The sequence below is a fragment of the Chryseobacterium pyrolae genome (assembly GCF_025153485.1).
Classification (GTDB): domain Bacteria; phylum Bacteroidota; class Bacteroidia; order Flavobacteriales; family Weeksellaceae; genus Chryseobacterium; species Chryseobacterium antibioticum.
In genome coordinates this window covers 57,450-83,376 of the sequence record NZ_JANZQH010000006.1, presented here as the reverse complement: position 1 = coordinate 83,376, position 25,927 = coordinate 57,450, and the positions used below count along the sequence as shown (strand labels likewise).

General features: G+C 38.8%; 21 protein-coding genes. 7 read left to right on the top strand and 14 right to left on the bottom strand.

The features are described from left to right. Positions 1–65: 65 nt before the first annotated feature. The 6 genes from NZD88_RS13420 to NZD88_RS13395 are packed head-to-tail and all read right to left on the bottom strand — an operon-like array spanning position 66 to position 8,490. Positions 66–1,397, bottom strand: a complete 1,332-nt coding sequence (locus NZD88_RS13420) for a quinol:cytochrome C oxidoreductase (protein WP_259829819.1) — start codon at positions 1,395–1,397, stop codon at positions 66–68. Between the two features lie 8 nt (positions 1,398–1,405). Continuing rightward, a complete protein-coding gene (locus NZD88_RS13415; protein WP_169234430.1) occupies positions 1,406–2,107 on the bottom strand; it encodes a c-type cytochrome in 702 nt (233 codons plus the stop codon). A 1-nt stretch (position 2,108) separates the two neighbouring features. Beyond that, a complete protein-coding gene (locus NZD88_RS13410; protein WP_047398786.1) occupies positions 2,109–2,630 on the bottom strand; it encodes a DUF3341 domain-containing protein in 522 nt (173 codons plus the stop codon). Continuing rightward, positions 2,617–4,014, bottom strand: coding sequence for an NrfD/PsrC family molybdoenzyme membrane anchor subunit (nrfD, locus tag NZD88_RS13405; protein WP_073336711.1), 1,398 nt, complete (start codon positions 4,012–4,014; stop codon positions 2,617–2,619). The genes NZD88_RS13410 and nrfD overlap by 14 nt, the downstream gene beginning before the upstream one ends. 25 nt (positions 4,015–4,039) lie before the next feature. Further along, positions 4,040–7,105 carry a TAT-variant-translocated molybdopterin oxidoreductase gene (locus NZD88_RS13400; protein WP_259829817.1) on the bottom strand — a complete coding sequence of 1,022 codons (3,066 nt, stop codon included), beginning with the start codon at positions 7,103–7,105 and terminating at the stop codon, positions 4,040–4,042. Positions 7,106–7,128: 23 nt separating this feature from the next. Further along, entirely contained in the window at positions 7,129–8,490 is a 1,362-nt protein-coding gene (locus NZD88_RS13395) for a c-type cytochrome (RefSeq protein ID WP_259829816.1), read from the bottom strand. Between the two features lie 182 nt (positions 8,491–8,672). On the opposite strand from NZD88_RS13395, the gene NZD88_RS13390 reads away from it, so the two are divergent. Next, a complete protein-coding gene (locus NZD88_RS13390; RefSeq protein ID WP_169234433.1) occupies positions 8,673–9,230 on the top strand; it encodes an SPOR domain-containing protein in 558 nt (185 codons plus the stop codon). 47 nt (positions 9,231–9,277) lie between these two features. On the opposite strand, the gene NZD88_RS13385 is transcribed toward NZD88_RS13390, so the two are convergent. From NZD88_RS13385 to NZD88_RS13360, 6 genes are all read right to left on the bottom strand, one after another. Next, positions 9,278–10,555, bottom strand: coding sequence for a DUF6080 domain-containing protein (locus NZD88_RS13385; RefSeq protein ID WP_259829815.1), 1,278 nt, complete (start codon positions 10,553–10,555; stop codon positions 9,278–9,280). A 74-nt stretch (positions 10,556–10,629) separates the two neighbouring features. Then, positions 10,630–11,589 (bottom strand): T9SS-dependent choice-of-anchor J family protein, encoded by a 960-nt coding sequence (locus NZD88_RS13380; protein ID WP_259829814.1) that lies wholly within the window; start codon positions 11,587–11,589, stop codon positions 10,630–10,632. Between the two features lie 90 nt (positions 11,590–11,679). After that, a complete protein-coding gene (locus NZD88_RS13375) occupies positions 11,680–13,221 on the bottom strand; it encodes a protein adenylyltransferase SelO (protein ID WP_259829813.1) in 1,542 nt (513 codons plus the stop codon). 75 nt (positions 13,222–13,296) lie between these two features. Next, positions 13,297–15,675, bottom strand: a complete 2,379-nt coding sequence (locus NZD88_RS13370) for a transglycosylase domain-containing protein (RefSeq protein WP_259829812.1) — start codon at positions 15,673–15,675, stop codon at positions 13,297–13,299. A 6-nt stretch (positions 15,676–15,681) separates the two neighbouring features. Beyond that, entirely contained in the window at positions 15,682–16,146 is a 465-nt protein-coding gene (locus tag NZD88_RS13365) for a gliding motility lipoprotein GldH (protein WP_259829811.1), read from the bottom strand. Continuing rightward, the gene (locus tag NZD88_RS13360; RefSeq protein WP_259829810.1) at positions 16,139–17,554 is read right to left on the bottom strand and encodes a PSP1 domain-containing protein; all 1,416 of its coding nucleotides are present in this window, start codon (positions 17,552–17,554) and stop codon (positions 16,139–16,141) included. The genes NZD88_RS13365 and NZD88_RS13360 overlap by 8 nt, the downstream gene beginning before the upstream one ends. Positions 17,555–17,834: 280 nt before the next feature. Between NZD88_RS13360 and NZD88_RS13355 the strand changes: the two genes are divergently transcribed. The 5 genes from NZD88_RS13355 to NZD88_RS13335 all read left to right on the top strand — a co-directional run bounded on the left by NZD88_RS13355 (position 17,835) and on the right by NZD88_RS13335 (position 23,803). Beyond that, entirely contained in the window at positions 17,835–19,076 is a 1,242-nt protein-coding gene (locus NZD88_RS13355) for an OmpP1/FadL family transporter (RefSeq protein ID WP_259829809.1), read from the top strand. Positions 19,077–19,086: 10 nt separating this feature from the next. Continuing rightward, positions 19,087–20,649 carry an SGNH/GDSL hydrolase family protein gene (locus NZD88_RS13350; protein ID WP_259829808.1) on the top strand — a complete coding sequence of 521 codons (1,563 nt, stop codon included), beginning with the start codon at positions 19,087–19,089 and terminating at the stop codon, positions 20,647–20,649. 85 nt (positions 20,650–20,734) lie between these two features. Then, entirely contained in the window at positions 20,735–21,673 is a 939-nt protein-coding gene (locus NZD88_RS13345) for a ribose-phosphate pyrophosphokinase (protein ID WP_259829806.1), read from the top strand. Between the two features lie 55 nt (positions 21,674–21,728). Next, positions 21,729–22,364, top strand: a complete 636-nt coding sequence (locus NZD88_RS13340) for a 50S ribosomal protein L25/general stress protein Ctc (RefSeq protein WP_259829805.1) — start codon at positions 21,729–21,731, stop codon at positions 22,362–22,364. Between the two features lie 218 nt (positions 22,365–22,582). Further along, positions 22,583–23,803 (top strand): cysteine desulfurase, encoded by a 1,221-nt coding sequence (locus NZD88_RS13335; RefSeq protein ID WP_259829804.1) that lies wholly within the window; start codon positions 22,583–22,585, stop codon positions 23,801–23,803. Between the two features lie 38 nt (positions 23,804–23,841). On the opposite strand, the gene NZD88_RS13330 is transcribed toward NZD88_RS13335, so the two are convergent. Continuing rightward, positions 23,842–23,967 carry a GNAT family acetyltransferase gene (locus NZD88_RS13330; protein ID WP_259829803.1) on the bottom strand — a complete coding sequence of 42 codons (126 nt, stop codon included), beginning with the start codon at positions 23,965–23,967 and terminating at the stop codon, positions 23,842–23,844. 219 nt (positions 23,968–24,186) lie between these two features. Here NZD88_RS13330 and NZD88_RS13325 point away from each other — a divergent pair, with 219 nt between their 5' ends. After that, positions 24,187–24,819, top strand: coding sequence for an NAD(P)H-dependent oxidoreductase (locus tag NZD88_RS13325; RefSeq protein WP_259829802.1), 633 nt, complete (start codon positions 24,187–24,189; stop codon positions 24,817–24,819). A 71-nt stretch (positions 24,820–24,890) separates the two neighbouring features. On the opposite strand, the gene hemE is transcribed toward NZD88_RS13325, so the two are convergent. After that, the gene (hemE, locus tag NZD88_RS13320; protein ID WP_169234446.1) at positions 24,891–25,922 is read right to left on the bottom strand and encodes a uroporphyrinogen decarboxylase; all 1,032 of its coding nucleotides are present in this window, start codon (positions 25,920–25,922) and stop codon (positions 24,891–24,893) included. Between the last annotated feature and the right edge of the window lie 5 nt (positions 25,923–25,927).

The following is a 25,927-nucleotide window of genomic DNA, read 5'->3' as shown; positions in this document are numbered from 1 at the left end:
GGTCTGCACAAAAAAAGACTGATCATTACAATCAGTCTTTTTTATTTTATTTCTGTTACAAATCCTTAGAAAGGATACTCATAAATTTCAGATTCGTGAAGGTATGGGTTACCTGTAGGGATCAGTTTCAGTTTAGACAATGCTGTCAATACGGTGAACATAAATAATCCAACTACAAAAAGAAGAGCACCTAATATTAAGATGAATACTTCAGGAGTTTTCCAGTATGGACCTACCGTTCCCGGCATTACCATGTTGAAGTAGTCTAAGATGTGTCCTAAAATAACCACTACAGCCATAACAGTTACTACTTTGTAGTTTCTCTTGATGCTGCTGCTCACTAATACCAATAATGGTAATAAGAAGTTAACGATCAGCATTGGTAAGAATGTAATACCATAGTGCTGGAATCTTCCAAAGAAGTAGTTAACCTCTTCCGGAACGTTCGCATACCAGTAAAGCATGAACTGTGCAAACCATGTATATGTCCAAAGCATACTTGTAGCGAAAAGGAATACTCCTAAATCGTGTAAGTGATTGTCATTGAACTGAGGTAAGAATCCGTTTTTCTTTAAGTAAACACTTAGAAGGATAATCATAGCGATTCCACTTGAAAGGCAGCTTACCATTGAATACCAGATATACATTGTAGAATACCAGTGAGGGTCAATAGACATTAACCAGTCCCAAGCCCAAGCGGCAGAAGCAAATCCGAAGAATGCAATATATCCAACAGCCCATCTGTAAAGGAATTGATACTCAACTAAAGATTTTGTATCATCTACTTTTTTAGACTGAGCTTTCAGTTTCCAGGCAAAGAATGAAGCCCCTATTACGTAGATAAGCGTTCTTATCGCATAGAAAGGGATGTTTAAGAATCTTTTCTTTTCGAATAAGATTACATCGAAATGGGCAGACGTAGGGTCTGTCAAATCCGGATCCATCCAGTGGAATATATGACCTTGGTGGAAGATATTCAATAGCATTAATATTACTAGAATAGCACCTCCATAAGGAATATAAGAAGCAATAGCTTCCATTACTCTTGTAATAATGATTGGCCATCCTGCATGAGCTGCATGCTGAATACAGTAGAAAAATAATACTGCACAACTAAGTCCAAAGAAGAATACAGCTACGAAATGTATGGATGCTAAAGGCGAATTGTGAATCTGCATTGTCGCATGCTCTAAATGAGAAGCTTCATCTTGAGGTCCTACCATTTCACTGGAGTGAGTAGGTGCATTATGACCTGCAGAATGAACTGCCTCCATCATTTCTTTAATTCTCTCTGTACTGATTCCATGATTCATGAAAAAACCAATACCAAACAGAACTAAACCTACAACAAGAAGTATTAGAGAAGTTGATTTTAATTTTGGTGAAAAACTATACATTTCTTTTCTTATTTTTTAGTTTCGGTAGTAGTCTCTGTTGCCGCTGCAGCTGGTGTAGCTGTAGCCGTTGTAGCTGCTGCGGGTGCTGCTGCTCCTTTTTTGAAGGCGCTCATCACATACATGGCTACTCTCCATCTGTCACCAGCATTCAGCTGGCCAGCATAAGATCCCATTGCATTTCTACCGTTAGTTAATACATAATGAACAGATCCTACAGTAAGTTCTCTGTCAGCATAGTTTGGTACCCCAGAGAAAGCTCCGGTTTGTACAATTGGACCTTGTCCATCACCACCAGTTCCGTGGCATGCTGCACAAGTATGATCAAATAACATTTTTCCTCTTTCAATATCTTTAGCTGCATTAGCTGGATTAAGAGGGGATCCTGTCATTTTTTTAGAAGCATCATAACCTGCATTATACTCATCTACATTTTTAGGAAGAAGACTTTCTTCGAAAACTCCGTCTTTGTTTTGAGCCACTGATCCTTCTACCGGTGCAAGACCTGTCGCAAAACTATTTTTAACGAAAGCAGGGATTTCATTTTCATGATCTGAATAAGCATCCTGAGCTTTCATCAATGGATCGTAAGCTACCGGAAAGTACATATCCGGAAAATATACTAGGGGTGTATTTTCTTTTGGTCCGCAAGAATTAAGTAAAACTGTTGTTAAACCTAAAACTGCTGTAATTTTTAATACATTCTTTTTCATTTTAAGCGTCTTTAACAGTTATTTCTTCAACTCCAGTTTCAATAAGTAACTGTTTTACAGACTCTACGTCTTCAGTTACAAATTCCATCATGAATTTATCATCAGTAGTTCTAGGATCTGGATTCTGAGCCGGAGCTCCCGGATACATTTTGTTTCTAACCAAGAAAGTTAAAGACATCATGTGAGCGGCACAGAAGACCATTAATTCGAACATTGGAACTACGAATGCAGGCATGTTGTGTGCCCAGTCAAAAGCAGGTTTACCACCAATATTTTGAGGCCAGTCATGATTCATCACATACCAAGTTACAGTAGCACCAATGGTAACCCCATAAAGAGCATAGAAGAATGCGGCATCAGAAATTCTGGTTTTCTTTAATCCTAGAGCTTTGTCAAGTCCGTGAACCGGAAACGGAGTATACACTTCGTTTATCGCGATTCCTTTATCGTTGAATGCTTTAACGCCGTTCATTAAATCGTCGTCGTCAGCATAAAGTCCGTATACAATTTTAGTGGTGCTCATCTCCTTCTTTTGCTTTATAAGTTTCACCTGAAATTTTCAGAATCGATTTTAATTCAGCCTGTGCAATTACAGGGAACGTTCTTGCGTATAGTAAGAATAATACAGAGAAGAATCCGATTGTTCCTAAGTATACACCCACATCAATGATCGTTGGCTTAAACATAGTCCAAGATCCTGGTAAGTAATCTCTTGAAAGGTTGATAACGATGATATCAAAACGCTCAAACCACATACCGATGTTAATAATTAAAGCAATAATAAATGTTGCGATAATGTTTGTTCTTACTCTCTTGAACCAGAATAAAGCCGGAACAATTAAGTTACACGTGATTAGTGCCCAGAATGCCCACCAGTAAGGTCCTACTGCAGCACCCGGAGAAAGGTATGTAAAGTCTTCGAATCTTGATCCGGAATACCATCCGATAAAATATTCAGTAGCATAAGCTACGGTTACCATACCACCTGTAAGAACGATTACGATGTTCATAATTTCGATATGATACATAGTAATATATTCTTCTAAGTGACACACTTTTCTAGCGATCAACAATAGGGTCTGTACCATAGCGAATCCTGAGAAGATCGCACCAGCTACAAAGTAAGGAGGGTAAATGGTAGAGTGCCATCCTTTAATAACTGAAGTTGCGAAGTCAAAAGATACCGTGGTGTGTACCGAGAATACAAGTGGAGTTGCTAAACCTGCAAGAACCAAAGAAAGTTCTTCGAATCTCTGCCAGTGTTTTGCTTTACCACCCCATCCAAATGCTAGGAATGTATAAATTTTCTTAGTCCAAGGCGTTTTAGCTCTATCTCTGATCATTGCAAAGTCAGGGATTAGTCCCATGAACCAGAATACAGTTGATACTGAGAAATACGTTGAGATCGCAAATACGTCCCAAAGTAGAGGAGAGTTAAAGTTCCCCCAAAGAGAACCGAATTGGTTTGGTAATGGGAATACCCAGTATCCTACCCAAACTCTACCCATGTGGATTACAGGGAAGATTGCTGCCTGCACAACCGCAAAGATCGTCATCGCCTCTGCAGATCTGTTTACAGACATTCTCCAACGCTGTCTAAATAATAATAATACTGCGGAGATTAGGGTCCCGGCGTGACCGATACCTACCCACCATACGAAGTTGGTAATATCCCAACCCCAGTTAATAGTTCTGTTAAGCCCCCATGCTCCAATACCTGTCCCGATAGTATAAGCGATACACCCGAATCCATAAATGAATAGAACTAAGGCTGCATATAGTGAGATCCACCATAATTTACCTGCTCTTTCTTCGATAGGTCGTGCGATATCTTCTGTAATATCGTGATAAGTTTTGTGACCAATAATTAGAGGTTCCCTTATCGGAGCTTCGTAATGTCCTGACATTTTTTACCTATTTATTATTTAAACTTTATTTTTCTACTCTGTTTCTTACTTTAGTGTGATAGAACACGTTTGGTTTTGTGCCGATCTCTTCAAGTAAATAATATCTTCTGTTGCTAGAATATAATTCTCTCACTTCAGATTCTTTGTCATTCATGTCTCCGAACGTCATTGCTCCGGTAGAACAAGCAGCAGCACATGCACAAGAATTCTTGAATTCAGTATCTGTTACTTTTCTATTGTCTCTCTTAGCTGCTAAAATAGTAGCCTGAGTTTCCTGGATACACATTGAACATTTCTCCATAACCCCTCTAGTTCTTACTACTACGTCAGGGTTTAGTACCATTCTTCCAAGATCGTTATTCATATTGAAATCGAACTTGTCATTTAAGTTATACGTGAACCAGTTGAAACGTCTTACTTTGTAAGGACAGTTGTTTGCACAATATCTGGTACCGATACATCTGTTGTAAGCCATATGGTTTTGACCTTGCTTACCGTGTGAAGTAGCCGCTACCGGACATACAGTTTCACAAGGAGCGTGGTTACAGTGCTGACACATTACCGGCTGGAAGATCACATCTGGATTGTCTGCAGGGTGGTTTAATGCACCTCCGTCTCCGAATGCTGTACCATACAATTCTGGTACTGCCATTCCTTCTTTCAATCCTTCGTATACTTCTACTTTCTGTCTTGAAGAATAGTAACGGTCAATTCTTAACCAATACATATCTCTGGACATTCTGATTTCTTCTTTACCTACTACAGGAACGTTGTTTTCTGCCTGACAAGCAATGATACATGCTCCACAACCAGTACAAGAGTTCAAGTCGATTGATAAGTTGAAGTGAGGTCCATCCGTGTCATCGAAAGCATCCCAAAGGTCAATCTTTCTTGCAGGAAGAGCTCCACTGATCGTATGATATTCCAAAGGCTTGTTCCATCCTTTATGTTCATCATCGAAAGCTACGTTGATGAATTCTGCCAAAGGAACTTCCTTCGCGATTTCATAACGTCCCATTAATGTATTCTGAAGCTGGATACCTGCAAATTCGTGGTCTTCTCCTGTTTTTTCGATCTTAACTCCTGAAACAGTTAAGTTAGAACCGTCAAATAATGGATAAGCGTTTACTCCTGTATCAGCAGTTGTTCCGGAATCTTTTTTACCATATCCAAGCGCAAGACCTACAGATCCTTCTGCCTGTCCCGGTTGAATGAATACAGGAACATCTTTTATGGTTACTCCATTTACAGTAAGGTTTACGATAGAACCGTCCAACTGCATTCTTGCGTTAAGATCATTGTCAATCGCGAACTTTTCTGCGTCTTTAGGAGAAATTGTCAAGTAGTTATCCCAAGACATTCTTGTGATAGGATCCGGTAATTCCTGAAGCCAAGGGTTGTTGGCCTGAGTACCGTCACCCATTGAAGGCTTGGTGTATAATACCAATTCTAATTCAGAAGCTTTGAAGTTTCTTAATTCAGCAATAGCCTGAGCAGCATTTCCTCCTGAATAAGATAATGCAGTTGCATTATTTGAAGTCGTGATACCGTTGTATAAAGCTTTGTTGAAAGAAGTAGCTCCTAAGATAGAAGCAGCGCTTCCTTTTAGATAGTCATAGTAATTATTAGCTGCATTGTTCTTTCCATTTTTCCAAACCAATAGAGATTCTTCAATCTGTCTTGATTTATATATCTTCTGGATCGTTGGCTGCATTAATGAATATACTCCAGTCTGAGGTTCGATATCTCCCCAAGACTCTAGCCAGTTAGCAACCGGGATTACAGCTTTCGCTGCTTTGTACATTTCATTTTTCTTGTCAGCTACAGCGACTACACAAGCAACTTTAGCTAAAGATTTTTTGAAATCTTCTCCTTTTGGATGAGAATAGATAGGGTCTACGTTGTTGGCGATCAATACACCAACCTGACCTGCATTTACCCATCCTAAGAATTCCTGGTATCTTGCTTTATCAAATTCTTTAAGGAAGTTCGCTTTACCTGTGAAAGCAACTGAACCTAATTTTTGGTTGATTAAGTGTGCTAAAACCTGTGCTCCTTTAGAACCGTCTGCTAAAACAACAGCTTTGCTGCCTTTCGCTTTTAGTTCGGTTGCAATTTCAGTAGCCGTCTTATCAGAAGTACCAGCACCTACGATTGCATTGTAAACTTCAACTAGAGTTTTGTTTACAGCACTTGGCTTTAATCTGTATCTTGAGTCAGCGTTAGCACCAGTCAATGACATGTTGGATTCCACCTGAATGTGTCTCAACATGTTTGGTCCTGGCTTTCTTGCTGCTGCGAAAGATGTTTCTAAACTTGCTCCGTTGTAATCTCCTAAGAAATCAGCCTGGAAAGAAACTACCAATTCTGAACCTTTAAGGTCATAAACCGGTAATGCTCTTTGTCCGAATACTTCCTGAGCTGCATCTAAAGCTGCAGAGTGAGGATAAGCATCATAAGTTACCAGTTCAGCGGTAGGATATTTAGCTTTGAATTCAGCAAACAACTTTTTGAAAGTAGGAGAAGGGAAAGAGTGTGACAAAAGCACAATCTTTTTACCTGCTGCACTTGCATCTGCCAAACCTTTAAGGATAAAACTGTCTACTTTATCGAAAGTTTCGTCTTTACCGTCCAGTTTAGGCTGCTTTACTTTATCATTATCATAAAGAGAAAGTACACTTGCCTGAGCTCTTGCATTGGTTGTTCCTAAATCTCCTGCTGCCGGGTTTGGATCTATTTTGATCGGTCTTCCTTCACGGGTCTTTACTAAAACACTGGCGAAGTCGAATCCGTCAAAATATGTTGAAGCGTAATAATTCGGAACCCCTGGAATAATGTCATGTGGCTTTACCACATAAGGAATCGTTTTGATCACTGGTGCTTCACAGGCAGCCAATGTTACGGCTGCTGTAGAGAATCCTAATATTTTTAAGAAATCTCTTCTTGAAGTACTGGATCCGTTCTGTTCAGCATCTCCAAGGAAATCTTCTACCGGAATTTCTTCCTGAAACTCTTTCTGAGCCAGCTTATTGTTTAAAGCCGGATCTCTAAGTTCATGAATACTTCTAAATTGTATTTTGTTTGAAGCCATTTATACTTCTAATTTTTTAGTTATTAATAATGACATTTACCACACTCAAGACCTCCAATTGCATCTACAGTGATCTTACCGCCATCCTGAGGATATTGTTTTTTCAACTTGTCATGTAGATTCTTGAAGTATTCTTTATTATAACCGTTGTTCATATCAACCTCAGTAGTTCTGTGACACTCGATACACCATCCCATGGTGAAGTCGTTAGCCATTTGAACAACATTCATTGTATCAATTTTTCCGTGACAAGCTTTACATACAACATCAATTTTGTTGTTTGGATTCTTTTTGTTGAAAGAATTGATGATCGCTTGTTCACCTGCTACTACGTGTTGAGAGTGGTTGAAGTACACGAAGTCTGGCATGTTGTGGATTCTGGTCCATTCAACCGGCTGTGTTTTTCCAGTGTATACCTGTTTTGCAGGATCCCAGCCTGTAGCTGCATAAATCTTCTGGATTTCACCGTCGTAGAATGCTTTATCTTTTCCTGGCTCCATGTAGTGGTCTGCATTGTACTCAGAAATAGTTCTGTGACAGTTCATACAAACGTTCATCGATGGAATTTCGGATACTTTACCATACTTGGCACTTGAGTGACATAACTGACAGTCAATTTTTTGTTCCCCAGCGTGAATTTTGTGAGAGAAGTAGATAGGTTGTTCAGGCTTATACCCTTTGTAAACACCAATCCACATGATCCAGTTCCAAACTCCATAAGCGGCCAGAAGGGCAAGGATACCCAATGCTGCTTTACCTATGTAGTGGTACTTCTCATAAATTTCGCTGAAAGATTTAACTCTCGTTTCGTTAAGTCCTGCTAAGTCTTCGGATTGACCTAATTTAACCAATTGTCTCAGTTTAATTAAGATCCAAACCAATAGAGCTGCAATGGCCAGAAGTGAAATAATAACTACGCTTGTTGTAGTATTATTTGCTGGAGCTGCAGCGGCACCGTCTGCTGTAGCTGTTCCTGCTGCCGGTTTCTTCTCTTCCGGAGCCGGAGGATTAGTGGTGAATGCTAAAATGTCGTCAATATCCTTATCGGTAAGATTAGGAAACTGCAACATCTCAGTCTTATTAAATTTTTCGAAAATCTCATTGGCGTATTTATCCCCAGAAGCTCTCAGAGCTTTGTTGTCTTTGATCCACTTGTGAAGCCAATCTTTGTCTACACCACCCTCTGTCTTTACACGTTCTACAACACCCTTAAGAGGTGGTCCTATTACCTGTTTGTCCAGCGCGTGACATGCAGTACAATTCGCTTTGAAAAGTTTCTCTCCATTTTTAGGATCGCCGTCTTGCCCGTAAATTGAAGCACTTGTCGATAGCAATAAGCCTATTGCGATCAACGTTTGTTTATAATGCTTTCTCCAACTAATCATTTAAATTATCTTATGTTAGTAAAATATTGAACCAATCAATTCCGCAAAAATAATATTTTTAACAGGAATTTAACGGTATATGGAAAAGGGAAAATATCATTTACGTTTAATTTGTATTGATTCTAAATAGTGTTGTTTGGTATAATTTTTTAATTTTAATAGATTTGCAGAAACAAGTTTAAATGAGAAATTTAATCAAAATATTTTCAATAATATCTTTATTTGGGTTTTATAGTGTTGAAGCCCAACAGGTTGTTAAAAAGGATACGCTGTCTGGTACGGAGCTAATAATGACGATGGACCCCAAAGTAAGCGCTGCTTTAGGAGGAATTGAAGATAAATGTTCGAGGACTGCCGGAGGTCCTTCGGGTTCTTCAGTAAGAGAAAATAATACAGATAACGGAATTGTTACAGCTCCAAAGCCTCCAAAAATCTATGTTCCGAGCAGAGAATTGAGCAATGCAGAGATTTGTAGAAAAAATCCGAGAATTTTAGGATTTAAAATTCAGATCACAACGGTAAAGAGTAACGAGGAAGCGAATGAGGTGAAATCTTATTTCAGAAAAAGATTCCCGAATCTTAAAGTGGAAACGGATGCTTCTTTAAGACCCAACTATAAGATTTTAGCAGGAAGCTACTTTACCAAACAGAGTGCAGCTTCAGATCTGTCAAAAATAAGAGAATACTTTAAATCGGCGGTTGCTGTACAGTACAGGATTTTCTGTGCGGAAGCGAGATAAAGATGAAAAGATTATAAAACTAAAGCTGAGAATTTTCTCAGCTTTTTTTATTGATAATAGGTTTCCAGGAACTGGAAAAAATCAGACATTCGGAAAAAGTTGTTTGCCAATAGAAAAGCTAATAAAATAACCATTGTTGCCATTAAAAATGATAAGGTTTTCTGGTGTGATCTGTAGCTGTTAAAAAGCCACCCCAGAAGCAATGGATAGACAAAAATAAAATGTCCTCCATAGATATATGAAGTGTGAAGTCCAAACCTCATAATGCAGTGAATGACAATGTCAACCAGGAATGAAATGGCCAGGATTTGCACCAGTTTATTTTTGAAATTTTTAAAATAACTCCACAAAATAAGGGCTAATAATGCAATGATAAAAGCATAACAGAATGAAGAAGAATATGGTTCCATTAAAAGGCCTTTAAAGTCAAAACCTTTCATGTTATGTTTGTCCGTTGTCATGAAGCTTGGAAACAAAATACTGCCGCCAAAAAAATAAGAAAGCATCATGTCCCAATCCGGAATTGATTCTACATTGGAGAACTTTTCATACTGTTGGTTGGTTTTTGAAAAGATGTTTTCATACTTAAAATCAATTCTCAACAGATAAAGAAATACAAAACATACCGTGGTAAGTACTACACGAAAAACCGCATTTCCAAATTTTTTCCAGCTTCTGAAAAGATCCTTTTCAAATAATATGGGAATAAAAACCTTAACAAGATTGGTAATTGTAAGGCCTCCGATGGTAATTCCGGCAAGCGTAAGTGCCGATCCGGGTATTTTTTCGTCTCTTTTTAGCTTTACAGCAGCATAATAGTTGTAAATACTGAGCAAAAGCAGCGTATAGGTGAAATTTTCAGGGGTAAAAGAAAGAATAATATTTGTTGAAAAAGCTCCGAAAAACAGAATGATCAGCAAACTGATTGTAAGTGGGAGTCCGGTGATGTTCTTAAGGTACTTGAAAATCTGAACCATGCACAGACTTATGGCTGTATTGCTGAGCCAGGCAAGCGTAAGTCTAAAGGTGGTGTCCGTTTTTCCGCCTGAAATCATTAAGGAAAACTCTCTGATCCAGTTGAAAAAGTAGTAAGCCAAAGGATGCCTCTCAAAACTTCCGCCGGTCATCACAATCGCTTTATTGTCAAAGCTGAAATAAGCATCCCAGGGAATTCTACTGTCAAAAATAATTCTGTAATGAAGCGCAATATAAGAGCCCAGAATACCGTAACAAATCAGGAAGAACAGAAATACTGCCAACTCGGTGTAGGTAGAAGGGAATACCTGTTTTAAAAGGTTAATAAGTTTTGTTTTAATAAGAGACACGTGTCAGTTTTTTGCAAAAATAAAATAAAAAAACTCACCTTGTGTGGTGAGTTTTAAAGATTATGATCATGTCATTACTGCTTGATCACTTTTTCGATAGCAGATGTACCGTCGTTAAATTCCGCTTTGATGATATAGGTTCCTTTTGAAAGCGATGAAATATCTGTTTTGTCAGACTCCGTTTTCATCACCGTTCTTCCGGACATATCCATAACAGAAATCATTTTTACTTTTTTATCAGTCTTGATGTTGATCGCTCCTTTTGTTGGATTAGGATAGAATGCTGCTGAATTTTTAGTTTTTGCTGTTTCACTTGTACTCAAAGTTCCAGTTGTAACTTTTATATCGTCTACCATGAACATGTAAATATCATTTGATACACATTGGATGCCTATTCTGATGGTTTGCCCTGCATAGGTATCCAAGCTGTAAGATCCTTGTCCCCAATTGGGGTATGGTGCAAGCAGTGGTTGTGCTCCTGCTCCTGCAATTATGGTAAAGTTGGCGGCAGCAGTAGGGGTACCTGATCCCACATAGATTCCTATTCTGTATTTTTCAAGCCCATAAGAATTTGACAATGACTTTGTCCATAGGGATAATGTGTTTGCGGCAGCACCCAGAGTTATCGGAGGTGAGATCAGCCAGTCATTGTTAACTACTGTACCTCCTGTTGGTGGAGTAGCATTCCAGCAGGCAGCGTATTTAGCTCCGCTGTGAGGAGCGAAGTTTCTTACTTCTTCATCCACTCCTGGAATTGGAGTAGCATTATTAGTTACATTTGAAGCAGAAGGGTTAAAGATTTGAAAAGCCATTGGTGCATTGGCATTTGCCCAGTTTGCCGTCCAGGAATCATCTTCTGTAGGACCACCTCCTGTGTAGGTAGGTCTGCCGTCAAGGTCCAGAGTAAGCCAGCTTCCAAAACCTGTAGTAATGAAGTTACCGTAAGAGTCAAAATTTTCATCAAGAAGCACCGTCTGAGCATTTGATGCTGTAATTCCAAGCAATACACTTAGAGAAAAGAGAATTTTTTTCATAATAATAAGATTTTTCCAAAAGTAGTGAAAAATTATTATTTTGATATTGAAAAATATATTTTAAATTGCTCATTAAGTGTGTTTTAGCTTTTAGGAACTGCATGAAAGTGTAGAACAGCCTGTCGTATCATCATAGGCAGATGGTCTTTTTGCTGAAAATTCAGGATATAATTCTTCATAAGGATTTTCTAAAGCACGGGTGAGTTTTTCAAGCATTTCAGTTTTCCCGGCATTGATCTCTTCGATACATTCATAAAGAAGATAATTTCTCAAGGTAAACTTTGGATTTGACTTTTTCATCAGAGATAATGACTCTTCTCTCGAAATCGTGTTGGATATCAGTCTTGCTTCATATTTTTTGGTGAAGTCCTCTAGTTTTCGAACTCGCTGATCTGTTAAAACGACATAGGATACATTTTCAAAAAAAGACTTAACGTCACTTTCATGATTTAATTTTTCCAGCTGATTAAAAAACAGAGTATAATCCAACTGAAGTTCCTGCATCAGTCCCTGCCAGTTCGTGAAAAACTCTTCATCACTCTCCCTGAGTTCGTCGAATCCAAATTTTTTGCAGAGCATTTTGTCGTGAGCTTCCCAAAAATAGGACCCATAATGATTGAGAGTATCTTCTAAAAATTTTTCGTCTTTGATGAGCGGATGAAGGGCATTCGCTAGCTGCCATAGATTCCATTGTGAGATCTGACCCTGCTTCCCGAAAGCATATCTTCTTCCCGGAAGATCGGTTGTGTTTGGAGTGAAATTCAGATCGTATTCATCCATCATTGAATAAGGACCGTAGTCTATGGTTAACCCTAGAACAGACATGTTATCGGTATTCATAACACCATGAACGAATCCTACTCTGAACCATTCGGTCATGAGATTGGCTGTTCTTGTACATAAATTTTCAAAAAAGTGTTTGTATTTTCCGACACCATCAGTAGTGATTTCCGGATAGTAATTTGTAATAGTGAAATCAACCAGATCCTGCAGGGTTTTATATTCCTGCTGTGCAGAGATCAGTTCAAAATGTCCGAAACGGAGAAAACTTTCAGCAGTTCTGATAACTACAGCTCCTTTTTCCAGTTGTGGATTTCCGTTATACATCATATCCCTTACCACATCTTCACCAGTGAAAGCAAGACTTAAAGCTCTGGTGGTAGGAACTCCCAGATGATACATGGCTTCACTCATCAGATATTCACGTAGTGAAGATCTCAATACCGCTCTTCCGTCTGCATGCCTTGAATAAGGAGTGGCGCCCGAACCTTTCCATTGGATTTCTGTCTTTTTTCCGTCCTTACTGATGATTTCTCCTGCAAGGATTGCCCTTCCGTCTCCAAGCTGCCCTGCCCAGTTTCCGAACTGGTGTCCTGCATAGGCTGTGGCATATGTTTTTACGTTTTCAGGAAGGTTATTTCCTACGAGAAAATCCAGATCCTTTTCTTCATAGGGTCCAAGACCTATTTCTTCTGCCAGGGTTTCGTTAAAGGCAATCAGTTTCGGTCCGTCAAAACCTGCAGGTTTTACGGTTGCAAATAGAACTTTCGGGGTGTTTCTCTGCATTGGATTGTCAGAGAAATCTCCTGGAAATATATCGGTGAAGGGCTGTTTGATCTGTTCAATATTCATAGATCAAAGGTATTAATTATAAAAGAAAAGACCTTCCAAATTATTGAAAGGTCTTGTGTATTTCTAAAAGAGAATTTATTTATTGAAATCTACCTCATCGGTTGAGTGAAGATTGTCGTTGATATTTTCTTCTTTTTTTTCTGTATTGTTTTTAGGTGTAGGATCTACGGGCCTTGGATTTTTTATCTCATCAATGGTCTGAAGTCCTCCGTCATCTCCATAGCCTTCACCGAGGCCTTTTAGGTTTGAACATCCGTCTTTCCAGTCAGATGGTCTGGTGAATTTATCATCAGGTGTGATTCCCAGAGATTTATCTGCCCAAACTTTCTTCATGAAGATAGCCCAGATCGGTAATGCCATTTTCGCACCCTGACCTTCACCGGTCCCCAGGAAGTGGGTAGCTCTGTCTTCCCATCCTACCCAGGCTCCTGTTGCCAGTTTTGGAGTGATCCCCATAAACCAACCGTCAGAGTTGTTCTGTGTAGTCCCTGTTTTAGCAGCAATTTCCACACCTTTAGAGATTCCTCTTCTTCCTAATTCTCCGGAAGCGGTACCATATTGTGCAACCCCTTTCATGAGTTCAATCATGGTGTAAGCATACATTGGGTTCATTACTTCTTTCGGCTCTACATTTACTTCTTTGATCACCCTTCCGTTGGCATCTTCAATTCTCCAGATCATTTCCGGTTTATTGTAGTTTCCATAGTTGGCGAAAGTACTGTAAGCACCTAGCATTTCATAGATGGTAATATCTGATGAACCTAAAGCAATGGTATTGTTTCTAGGAATATCTTCTGTAACTCCCAGGTCTCTTGCCGTCTGGATAACGGCGTCTACTCCCGTCATTTCGATAAGTCTAGCCGCAATCGGGTTTTGAGAGTGTGCCAAACCATCTTTCAACGTCAGCATTCCTCCTCTTCCTGGAACATTCCATCCGTTATGGCTGTAAGAAGCATTAGAAACTGTAGAGCATGGTGTCATACCCAGTTTCATAATAGCGGTGGCATATACAAAAGGTTTGAAGGTAGATCCTACCTGTCTTTTACCCTGTTTGATGTGGTCATACTGGAAATGTTGCCAGTCTATACCTCCTACCCACGCTTTGATCTCTCCACTTCCCGGAACCATCGACATTAAGCCGGCCTGTGCCACTTTTTTGTGCCATCTGATGGAATCCCACGGAGACATTTCCACTTCTTCTTCTCCGCTCCATGTGAAACGGGAAGTTTTGGTAGGTTTTTTAAACTCCATAATGATAGAGTCTTCAGGCATACCGTCCGCTTTTAATAGCTTATAACGGCCAGTTCTTCTTACCGCCTGCATCATTACATCTTTGATCTGTTTATCATTAAGGTAATAAAATGGCCAGTTCTTTCTTCCTCTCTGTTCTGCATCAAATCTTTTCTGAACATCAGTAAGATGTTCTCGGATAGATTCTTCTGCGTACTTCTGCATTTTGGAATCCAGAGTAACATATATTTTTAACCCGTCTTTGTAAAGGTTAAGCTTCTTGCCTGTTTCCTTTTCATAACCTTCAAGATATCTGTCTATTTCTTTTCTTAAATAGAACTTATAATAAGCCGAATATCCGTCTGTAATGTTTTTAATAGGGTGGAAGTCTACAGCTATAGGGGTACTGATCGCTTTTTCATACGTAGCCTGATCAATATATCCTGTTTTCTGCATCTGATCCAATACTACATTTCTTCTTTCTTTTGCTTTTTCTGGATATCTGTAAGGGTTGTTCTTTCTTGGGTTTTCAAGCATGGCTACGAAAGTTGCAGCCTCAGGAAGGGTAAGCTCCGAAGTTTTTTTGTTAAAGTAAACTTTGGATGCCATTTCTACACCGTTTGCATTGAAAAGAAAGTCAAACTTATTGAAATACAATGTAATGATCTCTTCTTTGGTGTATCTTTTTTCAAGACTTACTGCCACGACCCATTCTTTCAGTTTCTGAAATGCTCTTTCAATTTTATTCTGAGAAGCAGATCCTGTGAAAAGAAGCTTCGCTAACTGTTGAGTAATGGTAGAACCTCCACCTCGTCCACCTCCATAGACTACAGCTCTGGCAATAGACTGAAGGTCAATTCCTGAGTGTTCTTTGAAACGCTCATCTTCTTTAGCCTGAAGGGCATAAATAAGATAAGGGGGAAGGTCTTTATAAACAATAGGCTGTGTTTTTTCCTTTTCAAACCTGCCTAAAGTAACACCGTCCGAAGAAATAATTTCAGAAGCGACATAAATATCGGGGTTTTCAAGTTCCTTTACATCCGGCATTTCTCCAAGAAAGCCCTGGGAAACAGAAAAGAAAAGTCCTGAAATACCTAAAACGACTGCAATGAGTCCAATCCAAATAAATTTAACCCACTTTTTCCAAGAGGTATCTTTCTTTTTTTTGGGAGGAAGAGGGAAGGTTTTCCCCTTATTTCCTGCGTTTTGTCTGTTGTCTTCCATTTATGGTTACGGTTTAGCCGTTTCTATTTTTACTCCAACATCTTCAATTCCCGGAAGGTTGTCATTTCTCATCGCCTGGATCAGGCTGATTTCATACTTTCCTTTTTCCGGAAATTTATAGTTCAGTCTATACTGAAATAAAGCTTCCTTCGTATCACCAAAACCTGTACCAAGCCATTCTCCGTTTGGTTTTGCCAGGACATAATTCAGGGTATCTGTTTCCTTCTTTTTGTTCTGGAGATTGGTGAAGTTTACAATAAACCTTATATTGCTGTAAGGGTAACTGTTGTTATTTCTTACGACAAATATAATATTTTTAGGATTCTGCGGATCTGAAACTTCAAGATTAAATTTTTGCTCGCTTTTCTTGCTCCATTTGTTGTTAACAGAGTTCATGATGACATTTTCTCCCGAAGAAGATTGACAGCTAAAGAAAAGGATGAGAGGTAATAATCCTAAAATTTTACGCATTTTTATCTTTTTTTGGAGGATATTTCTTTTTAAAATTTTTCTTATTCGGGTTTGGCTGTTTTGCTTCCGGGTTAGAAGGTGCATCAGTTTTTTCCGTTTGTGCTTTTGGCTGCTGTTGCGGCTTTGGCTGCGGTTTCTGTTGCGGTCTTGGCTGGTTTCCGGAATTAGCGCTAGGGTTTTCCGGTCTTTCGGATCTTTCAGGCCTTTCTGGTCTGCTTTTCTTTGGTCCCTGGCTCTGGCCTTGTACCTGTTGTCCTTGCCCCTGTCCACCGCTGTTCGGTCTGTTCTGGTTTCTATTCCTGTTATTGTTCCCTCTGTTCTTTTTTTCGAACCTGTCCATATTGTTTTCCTGGATTAGGTCGATGGTTTGAACAGGAGTATCAGGTTGCTTCAGATCTTCCAGAGGAAGGATTTTTTCGCCTTTTTTATTTTTTGCGATAAATTTCTTAACAAGTTCAATATCAAAATCATACCATGCCATTGAACTGTCAACATAAGCAAACCACATTTTCTTTTTGAAAACGTCGATTTTGATACAAAATGCTCTTCCTTTTTCAGTGTCCAATGTTGTTGATGAAGAAGGGAAGTGGCTCAATGTATCAAGGTAACTGTCCAGTTCATAATTAAGGCAGCATTTTAGCTTACCACACTGTCCTGCCAGTTTTTGCGGGTTGATGCTTAACTGCTGGTATCTGGCTACATTCGTATTGACAGATCTGAAATCGGTAAGCCAGGTCGAACAGCAAAGTTCTCTTCCACATGATCCTATCCCGCCAACTTTTGCTGCTTCCTGTCTGAACCCGATCTGTTTCATATCGATCTTAGTTCGGAAAGCACCGGCATATTCTTTTATCAGCTGTCTGAAATCCACTCGGTTATCAGCTGTGTAGTAGAAGGTAATCTTTGAAGAATCCCCTTGATATTCTACGTCAGTGACCTTCATTTCAAGACCTATTCTGTGTGCGATTTTTCTCGCTTCAAGCTTTACAGCATCTTCTCTATTTCTTGCTTCCTGCCAGACTTCAAGGTCCTTTTGGTTAGCTTGTCTGTATATTTTAAGTATTGATTCTTCAGGAAATTTTTTCTTTTTTATCTGAATCTTTACTAATTCTCCGGTAAGGCTTACAACGCCTACATCGTGTCCCGGGCTTGATTCTACTGTTACTACGCTACCTATATGTAAAGGAATATTATTTACATTTTTATAAAACGATTTTCTGTCATTTTTAAATCTAACTTCTACAAGATCGCACCTGTTCGATGCAGGATTGTTAATGTCAGAAAGCCAGTCGAAAACACTTAATTTATAACTATTACCACAGGTATTTACACTTTCACAGCCATTCGCGGTTTTTTTTGGTCCGCAAGAATGGGCAGAATCGCCGGATGTTTTGCATCCACAACTCATATATAACTATTTTTTATAATCTTGCAAATTTATGTAAATTTATCTTTATGCAATTCTAAAATACTTAAATATTCAATATAGGTATCGTTTAACATTAAACGTAGAAAATATATAATATGTTAAAAGCTTATAAGTTACTAGTGTATATGTGTTTAGCCTGATATATTTTTAAAGTGTTATTTCAAACATAATTTTCTTTTCGTATATTGTTTAAAATATTAAGAAATATTAACAGGTGTATTCAAATTAATTTTATATTTGGATTATATAATAACAGTCTATGAAAAAAATATTAGTATCAACTGCTTTATTGGCGGGTGTTTTATCTTACGCAGGAGGCTTCAGGGTATCTCTGCAGGGAGTAAAACAATTGGCAATGGCGCATACTAGTGCTCATGCCGAAGATGCAAGTGTGGCATTCTTTAACCCAGCGGGTATGTCATTCATTCCTTCTAAACTGAGTATAGTAGCAGGAGGGTTTGGTGCAAGTAATAAAGTTACTTTTCAAAACTTGAATACTTTACAGAGTACAGAAACAGATAACCCTATCGGAACTCCGATATATGCTGCCGTTGCTTACAGACCGATAGAGAACCTATCTATTGGTTTCAGTTTTACAACCCCTTTTGGAAGTACAATTCAATGGCCAAGTGACTGGGAAGGGAAAGAAATGGTGCAGAAGCTGGAGCTGAAGAGCTTCTACTTTCAGCCTATGGTTTCTGTAAAATTGGCTCCTTGGGTATCATTCGGGGCAAGCTATATTTATGCAAAAGGTAAAGTAAACTGGGATAAAGCTGTAACGCAGTTTGGTGGTGAACTTAATATTAAAGACGAAAAAGCAAGTGGTAGCGGTTATGGATTCGGGTTCTATTTCAGACCTGATCCGAAATTAGACATCAGTATTGCTTACCGTTCGCCTGTAGACATGAAAGCTAAAAAAGGAACGGCTACCTTCCAGTTCCCGTCTGCATCTATTTATCCTTTATTAGGATTAGACCCAAGTACGGGACAGGATAAATTTACTGCAACTCTTCCTTTGGTTGAAGAATATACGATTGGTTTAACTTATAAAGTAACACCAAAGTGGTTGGTTTCGGCAGACTTCAACTACCATGGATGGGAAAGATACAGCAAACTGACATTAGATTTTGCTAATGCTCCGGTTGGAAATACGCCGGGCGATCCTACTATACTTGTAGCTCCTAAAAACTTCAAAAATTCAAAAACATTTAGATTAGGGACTCAGTATGCATTCACTGATATGATCTTTGGACGTTTGGGAGCATATTATGATGAATCTCCATATTCTGATGATCATTTTATTGCAGAAACACCTTCATTTAACACGTATGTGATTACCGGAGGGGTAGGCTTTAAACTAAAGCAGTTTGGAGTTGATGTAGCAGGAGGATATGCACTTCCTCAGGCCAGAGACGTAAGGAATGCTGCCCTTGGCTTTAACGGACAGGCAAAAGCTCAAGCATTTTACTTTGGTTTAGGTTTATCGTATAACCCTTTTTAATTGAAAGACTATGAAAAAAATTATAATATCAGCACTTGCCGTGTCTGCACTTCTTTTTACAACAAGTTGTAATAATGATTTTGATACTGATGTAAAAGATATTCAGGTAACAAGCGGGGAGGCCAACTTTTCTAATTATGTTTCTCTGGGGAACTCTTTGACTTCCGGTTATAGAGATGGAGCGCTTTACAGCAGTGGACAAAATGAATCATATCCAAGTATCATTGCAATGCAGATGAAACTTGCAGGTGGCGGAGCATTTAAGCAACCTTTGATGCCCAATGATGTAGGTGGGTTTATAGGATTACCTGGCTTTCCTGGGAAATTGAATCTTCAAGTTACAGCAAGCGGTAGTTTAAGTCCTGTTGCGAGTAGCCCTGCAGCAGCATTAGATAATGTGACAGCCGGTGGACCTTACCAAAATATGGGAGTTCCGGGGGCAAAATCTTTCCACTTGGTTGCGCCAGGTTACGGAAGTGCTGCCAATCTTGCCGTAGGAGCTGCCAATCCATATTTTGTGCGATTTGCAACTTCTGCAACAACTTCTGTTTTACAGGATGCAATGGCTCAGAAACCTACATTTTTCTCTCTTTGGATTGGAAACAATGACGTATTATCTTATGCTACTAACGGAGGAACAAATTCTCAGACGGTAGGTGGGGTTACTACTTATACTCCGGCAACGGTTCAGAGTGGTAATGTAAATCCACTAACGTATAAATCAAATGATATTTCTGATCCTAATCTTGTAGCAGGATCTATTAAAAATGTATTGGATGGTCTTAAAAGTGTAGGAACAACAAAAGGAGTTATTGGAAATATTCCTTATGTTACTTCTATTCCTTTCTTTACGACAGTTCCTTACAATCCTTTAACGCCAACAACTTTAGGGGCAAATTTAGCAACTCTTAATGCAAGCTTGTACGGGCCGTTAAAGCAGGCATTGACTGCTTTTGGAGCTGGAGACAGAATTAATTTACTTTCTTCTACTTCTTCCAATCCTGTATTAATCAAAGATGTTGCTCTTACAGATCTGTCTGCACAGCTTACTGCCGCATTGACTCCTTCTTTAGGACCGCTTACAGCAGCGGCATTTGGACAAATCTTTGGACAGGCAAGACAAGCTAAATCAGATGACTATATCCTTCTTACATCTAGTTCTCTGATTGGGACTACTGCAGCTGGAGTACCGGCTCCTGTAAATGTTTACGGAATTTCTTATCCGTTACAAAACCAACATGTATTAACAAAAACAGAAGCTTCTTATGTGAAGACAGCAGTAGATGCTTATAATGCTTCTATAAAATCACTTGCTGATTCTTATGGATTAGCTTTTGTAGATGGTAATGCTAAAATGGTTGAGCTTAATGGGCAATCAGGTATTTTATTCGATGGGGTAAGATATACTGCCAAATTCGTGACAGGAGGAGCTTTCTCTCTTGATGGGGTTCACCTTACAGGAAGAGGATATGCCGTAATTGCCAACGAGTTTATGAAATCGATTAATTTGAAGTATAAATCTACGCTGCCGCAGGTAGATCCTAATAAATATTCAGGAATAAAATTCCCGTAATAATACAGGAAAATAAAAACTTAGAAACCACAAGAGTAATTCTTGTGGTTTTTTTTTAAATTTGCAAAATCTTTAAAAAGTAAAAATGGCCGATCAGTTAAGTTATCTATTTTGTACAAGAACCAGTAAGGACTTGGCAGAAAACATTGCCCAACATTATGGGAAAGAGTTAGGGAAAATCAACTTTCAGGAGTTCAGTGATGGGGAATTTGAGCCTGTTTTGGATGAATCTGTAAGAGGTGGAAGAGTTTTCTTAATCGGATCTACCTTCCCGCCAGCAGACAATCTTTTAGAACTTCTATTGATGATTGATGCAGCGAAAAGAGCTTCCGCAAAGAGCATTACTGTTGTGATTCCTTATTTCGGACTTGCAAGACAGGACAGAAAAGACAAGCCAAGAGCGCCGATAGGTGCAAAACTGGTTGCTAATCTATTAACAGCAGCTGGAGCAACGAGAATTATGACCATGGATCTTCACGCAGACCAGATTCAGGGATTCTTCGAGATTCCGGTAGATCATCTTTATGCTTCAAGTATTTTTGTGGATTATATCAGAGCCTTAAACCTGGATAATCTTACTATTGCTTCACCGGATATGGGAGGTGCAAAAAGAGCAAAAAACTATGCAGGTCACCTGGGTGCTGAAGTCGTAATTGCTTACAAAGAAAGAAAAAAAGCCAATGTTATAGAAGAGATGTTCCTTATCGGTGATGTAGAAGGGAAAAATGTGATCCTTATTGATGATATGATCGATACTGCGGGTACACTTTGTAAAGCTGCAGATATTTTGATGGAAAAAGGAGCAAAATCAGTAAGAGCGATGGCAACTCACGGAGTACTTTCCGGAAAAGCATACGAAAATATTGAGAGCTCTAAATTGCTGGAAGTTATTGTAACTGACTCAATTCCTGTTAAAAATAATTTGTCAACTAAAATAAAAGTGCTATCTTGCGCCCCATTATTTGCGGATGTTATGACCATGGTTCATGAGCACCAATCAATTAGCAGTAAGTTTATTATCTAATTGATTTTTAGCATATTGCAAATTTAAACTGAACAATTTTTTAAATTTTTTATAAATGAAATCTATTACAATTCAAGGTACAAAAAGAGAAAGCGTGGGCAAAAAGTCTACAAAAGCTTTACGTGATGCTGAATTAGTTCCTTGTGTTGTTTATGGAGGTGAAGCTCCTTTAAACTTCTCTGCTGAAGAGAAAGCTTTTAAAGGTTTAGTATACACTCCTGAAGCACACACGGTATCTATTGAACTAAACGGAGAAACAATTCCAGCAGTTCTTCAGGATATTCAGTTCCACCCAATTACGGACAAAATTTTACACGTAGACTTCTACCAATTATCTGACGATAAGCCAGTGGTTATGGAAGTTCCTGTAAGACTTACCGGACGTTCTAAAGGTGTTGTGGCTGGTGGTGTTTTACGTCAGTCTTTCAGAAAATTGAAAGTGAAAGCAATTCCTGCAAACTTACCAGACGAGGTAGTTGTAGACGTTACTTCATTGAAAATTGGTAACAAACTTTATGTAGGTGGAATTAAGACTGAAGGATTCTCTTTCGTGCACCCGGACAATGCAGTTGTAGTAGCTGTTAAGATGTCTAGAAATGCAATGAAAGGTGGTGCAGTAGCAGATGATGAGGATGAAGAAGTTGCAACTGAAGAAGGAGCAGCTCCAGCAGAAGAAACTGCAGCAGAATAATATTTGCTGATTCAACAAATCATATAAAACCTGTCAATTTATTGGCAGGTTTTTTATTTTAAAGCCAAAAGGGTAAATGATCCTTCTTACCATCATGTCAATCGAATCTTTCTATCAGCTGATAAGTATCAGCCTGGAGCCCCATGCGTCCTTTCAGAAAAAAAGACGTAAATTTGAAGTGTTCTAAATAAGAGCGATCTAATTTAAAATTTTAATAAATGTTTGACATTCAGGAAATAAGAAGTCAGTTTACTATATTAAACCGCGAAGTGAATGGTAAGCCTTTGGTTTACTTAGATAATGCAGCAACATCTCAGAAGCCGGATTCTGTTTTAAAGGTCTGGAATGATTATTATACCGAGCTTAATGCCAATGTTCATAGAGGAATCCATACCTTAAGCCAGCTGGCTACCGAAGAAATGGAGCTTTCAAGAAGAAAGATCCAGAAATTCATTAATGCTAAACATGATTTTGAAGTCATTTTTACAAAAGGAACCACAGAAGGGCTGAACCTCATCGCCTATATTTTAACACAGAAGCTTAAAAAAGATGATGAGATTATTATTTCCTATCTGGAGCATCACTCCAATATTGTTCCATGGCAATTGCTTTGTGAAAGAACAGGAGCAAAGCTTAGAGTGATCCCGATTGATGAAAATGGTATTCTTCAACTGGACTATCTGGATGAGTTTTTAAGTGAAAAAACCAAAGTAGTTTCTGTAAACCAGGTGTCCAATGCATTGGGAATTGTGAATCCTATTGAGGAGATCATTGCGAAAACAAGGAAAAATTCAGATGCATATATCGTGATTGATGGGGCACAGTCTGCGCCTCACTTTGAGATTGATGTACAAAAGATGGACTGTGATTTCTTTGTGTTTTCCGGACATAAAATGTATGCGCCGATGGGAACCGGAATCCTTTATGGAAAACAGGAAATACTGGAAGAATTACCACCATTCCATGGAGGAGGGGAGATGATCGCAACATGTTCTTTTGACGGAACGACTTACGCTGGGCTTCCTTTTAAATATGAAGCAGGAACACCGAATGTAGGAGGAAACATTGCACTGGGTGCTGCTGTTGATTTTATTGAAAAAACAGGCAGACAGAATATTCAGAATCATGAAAATGCCTTGCTGGACTATGCTCAAAGACAGCTTTTAGAACTGGAAAACATAAAGATCTACGGTGAAAAAGCCAAAAGAACGGGCGTAGTTTCCTTTAATCTGGAGGGGGTCGGGATTTCTTCTGATGTAGGTATGATCCTTGATAAAATGGGTATCGCGGTAAGAACAGGACATCACTGTACGCAGCCGATCATGGACTTTTTCAATATAGCAGGAACGGTAAGAGCCAGTTTTGCGGTTTACAATACATTTGAAGAAATTGACAAGCTTATAGAAGGCGTGAAGAAAGCTCAGAAAATGTTGGGATAAAAATGAAAAGCAGTTGGTTAACTGCTTTTTGTGATAAATTACTCCTGAAAAACACAGTAACATCTTCCCTGAACAATCACTTGAACATATCCAATTGCACATTCAAGGCAGATTTCACCGCCAGCTACGATTTTTTTCATTTTTTCTTTGTCTAATTTTTTCATATTCAATGATTTAAAATGTTAATGATAACATAAAGATAATTAAAAATATCACTGGAAAACTAACAAATCCTCCAAATTTTGGGGGATTTATTAGTTTAATTAATGGGATATTATCAGAGAACATGTAAATAATAGACTTTGCCAATCTCTGAGATAGGAATTTTTATGCCGGCTTGTCTTTCTTCTTGAAGTAATTTTGCTCTGTCTAAATTTAACGTAATGGAATTAATAGAAAAACTGAACTGGAGATTTGCAACCAAAGCAATGAACGGTCAAAAAGTACCACAGGAAAAAGTGGATAAAATATTGGAAGCTGCAAGACTGGCTCCTACATCCAGCGGGCTTCAGCCTTTTGAGATTATTGTGATCACCAATCAGGAGGTAAAAGAGCAGATCAAGCCTCATGCATGGAATCAGCCGCAGATCACAGACTGTTCACATCTTTTGGTGTTTGCTGCCTGGGACAATTATACGGAAGAAAGAATTAACAGTATGTTCGACCTTACGAACGAGATCAGAGGCTTTAAAAATGAAGGCTGGGAAAACTACAGACAGATGCTGTTAGGGACTTATCCTCAAAGATCTGCCGAAGAGAACTTTACCCACGCTGCAAAACAGGCTTACATCTCATTTGGAGCAGCCATTATTGCAGCAGCTTTTGAAGAAGTGGATTCTACCCCAATGGAAGGGTTTTCACCTGAGGCTGTAGATGAAGTTTTAAACTTAAAAGAAAAAGGTTTAAAGAGTGTTTTATTGTTGCCAATCGGATACAGAAATACGGAATCGGACTGGTTGGTGAATCTTACCAAAGTGAGAAAGTCTAAAGAAGATTTCATTACTGAAGTGAATTAAATACTAATTTTTTCTCATAGAAAAGCCCTTTCAAACAATTGAAAGGGCTTTTGTTTTTTATGAAATAAATCCTATATATTCGGTTTCCAATCCACAACCGCTCTGATAAACGCTTCCGCATTTTCTACAGGGATGTTAGGTAAGATTCCGTGTCCAAGATTCGCAATATATCTGTCTTTTCCAAAACGGTTAATCATCTCGGTCACCATCTTTTTGATCGTTTCCGGAGTAGAATGCAGTCTTGCAGGGTCAAAATTCCCCTGAAGAGTCATCGTATGGTTCGTTAATGTTCTTGCAAGCTCAGGTTTAATAGTCCAGTCAACACCCAGAGCAGACACTTTAGACATGGTCATGTCTTCGAGAGCAAACCAGCATCCTTTTCCAAATACCACAACATGGGTAAGTGGGCTTAAGGCTTCAACGATCTGGTTGATATACTGCCATGAGAATTCCTGATAATCTGCAGGAGAAAGCATTCCACCCCAGGAATCAAAAACCTGAACAGCAGAAACGCCTTTTTCAACTTTTCTTTTTAAATAAGCAATCGTAGTATCTGTGATCTTCTGAAGCAGTAAATGAGCCGCTTCAGGTTGCTGGAAACAGAATGATTTCGCAATATCAAAAGCTTTACTTCCTTTTCCTTCAATACAGTAACATAGGATGGTCCAAGGAGAACCCGCGAAACCGATCAATGGAATTTCGTTGTCTAATTTAATTAATGTAAGTTCAATGGCATCAAAAACGTATCCTAAAGTATCGTCCACATCAGGAACTATCACATTCTGAACTTGTTCCATCGTTCTGATCGGATTGTCCAGCCACGGACCTACATTCTCTTTCATTTTAAAATCAATTCCCATGGCTTGGGGAACTACTAAAATGTCAGAAAACAAGATGGCTGCATCCAAAGGAAACCTACGGATAGGCTGTACAGTAATCTCAGAAGCCAGTTCAGGAGTCTGGCATCTTGTAAAGAAGTCATATTTATCACGAAGAGCAATGAATTCCGGCAGATATCTTCCGGCCTGTCTCATCATCCATACCGGCGGTCTTTCTACCGTTTCTCCGCGGAGTGCTTTTAAATATAAGTCGTTTTTAATCATAATTT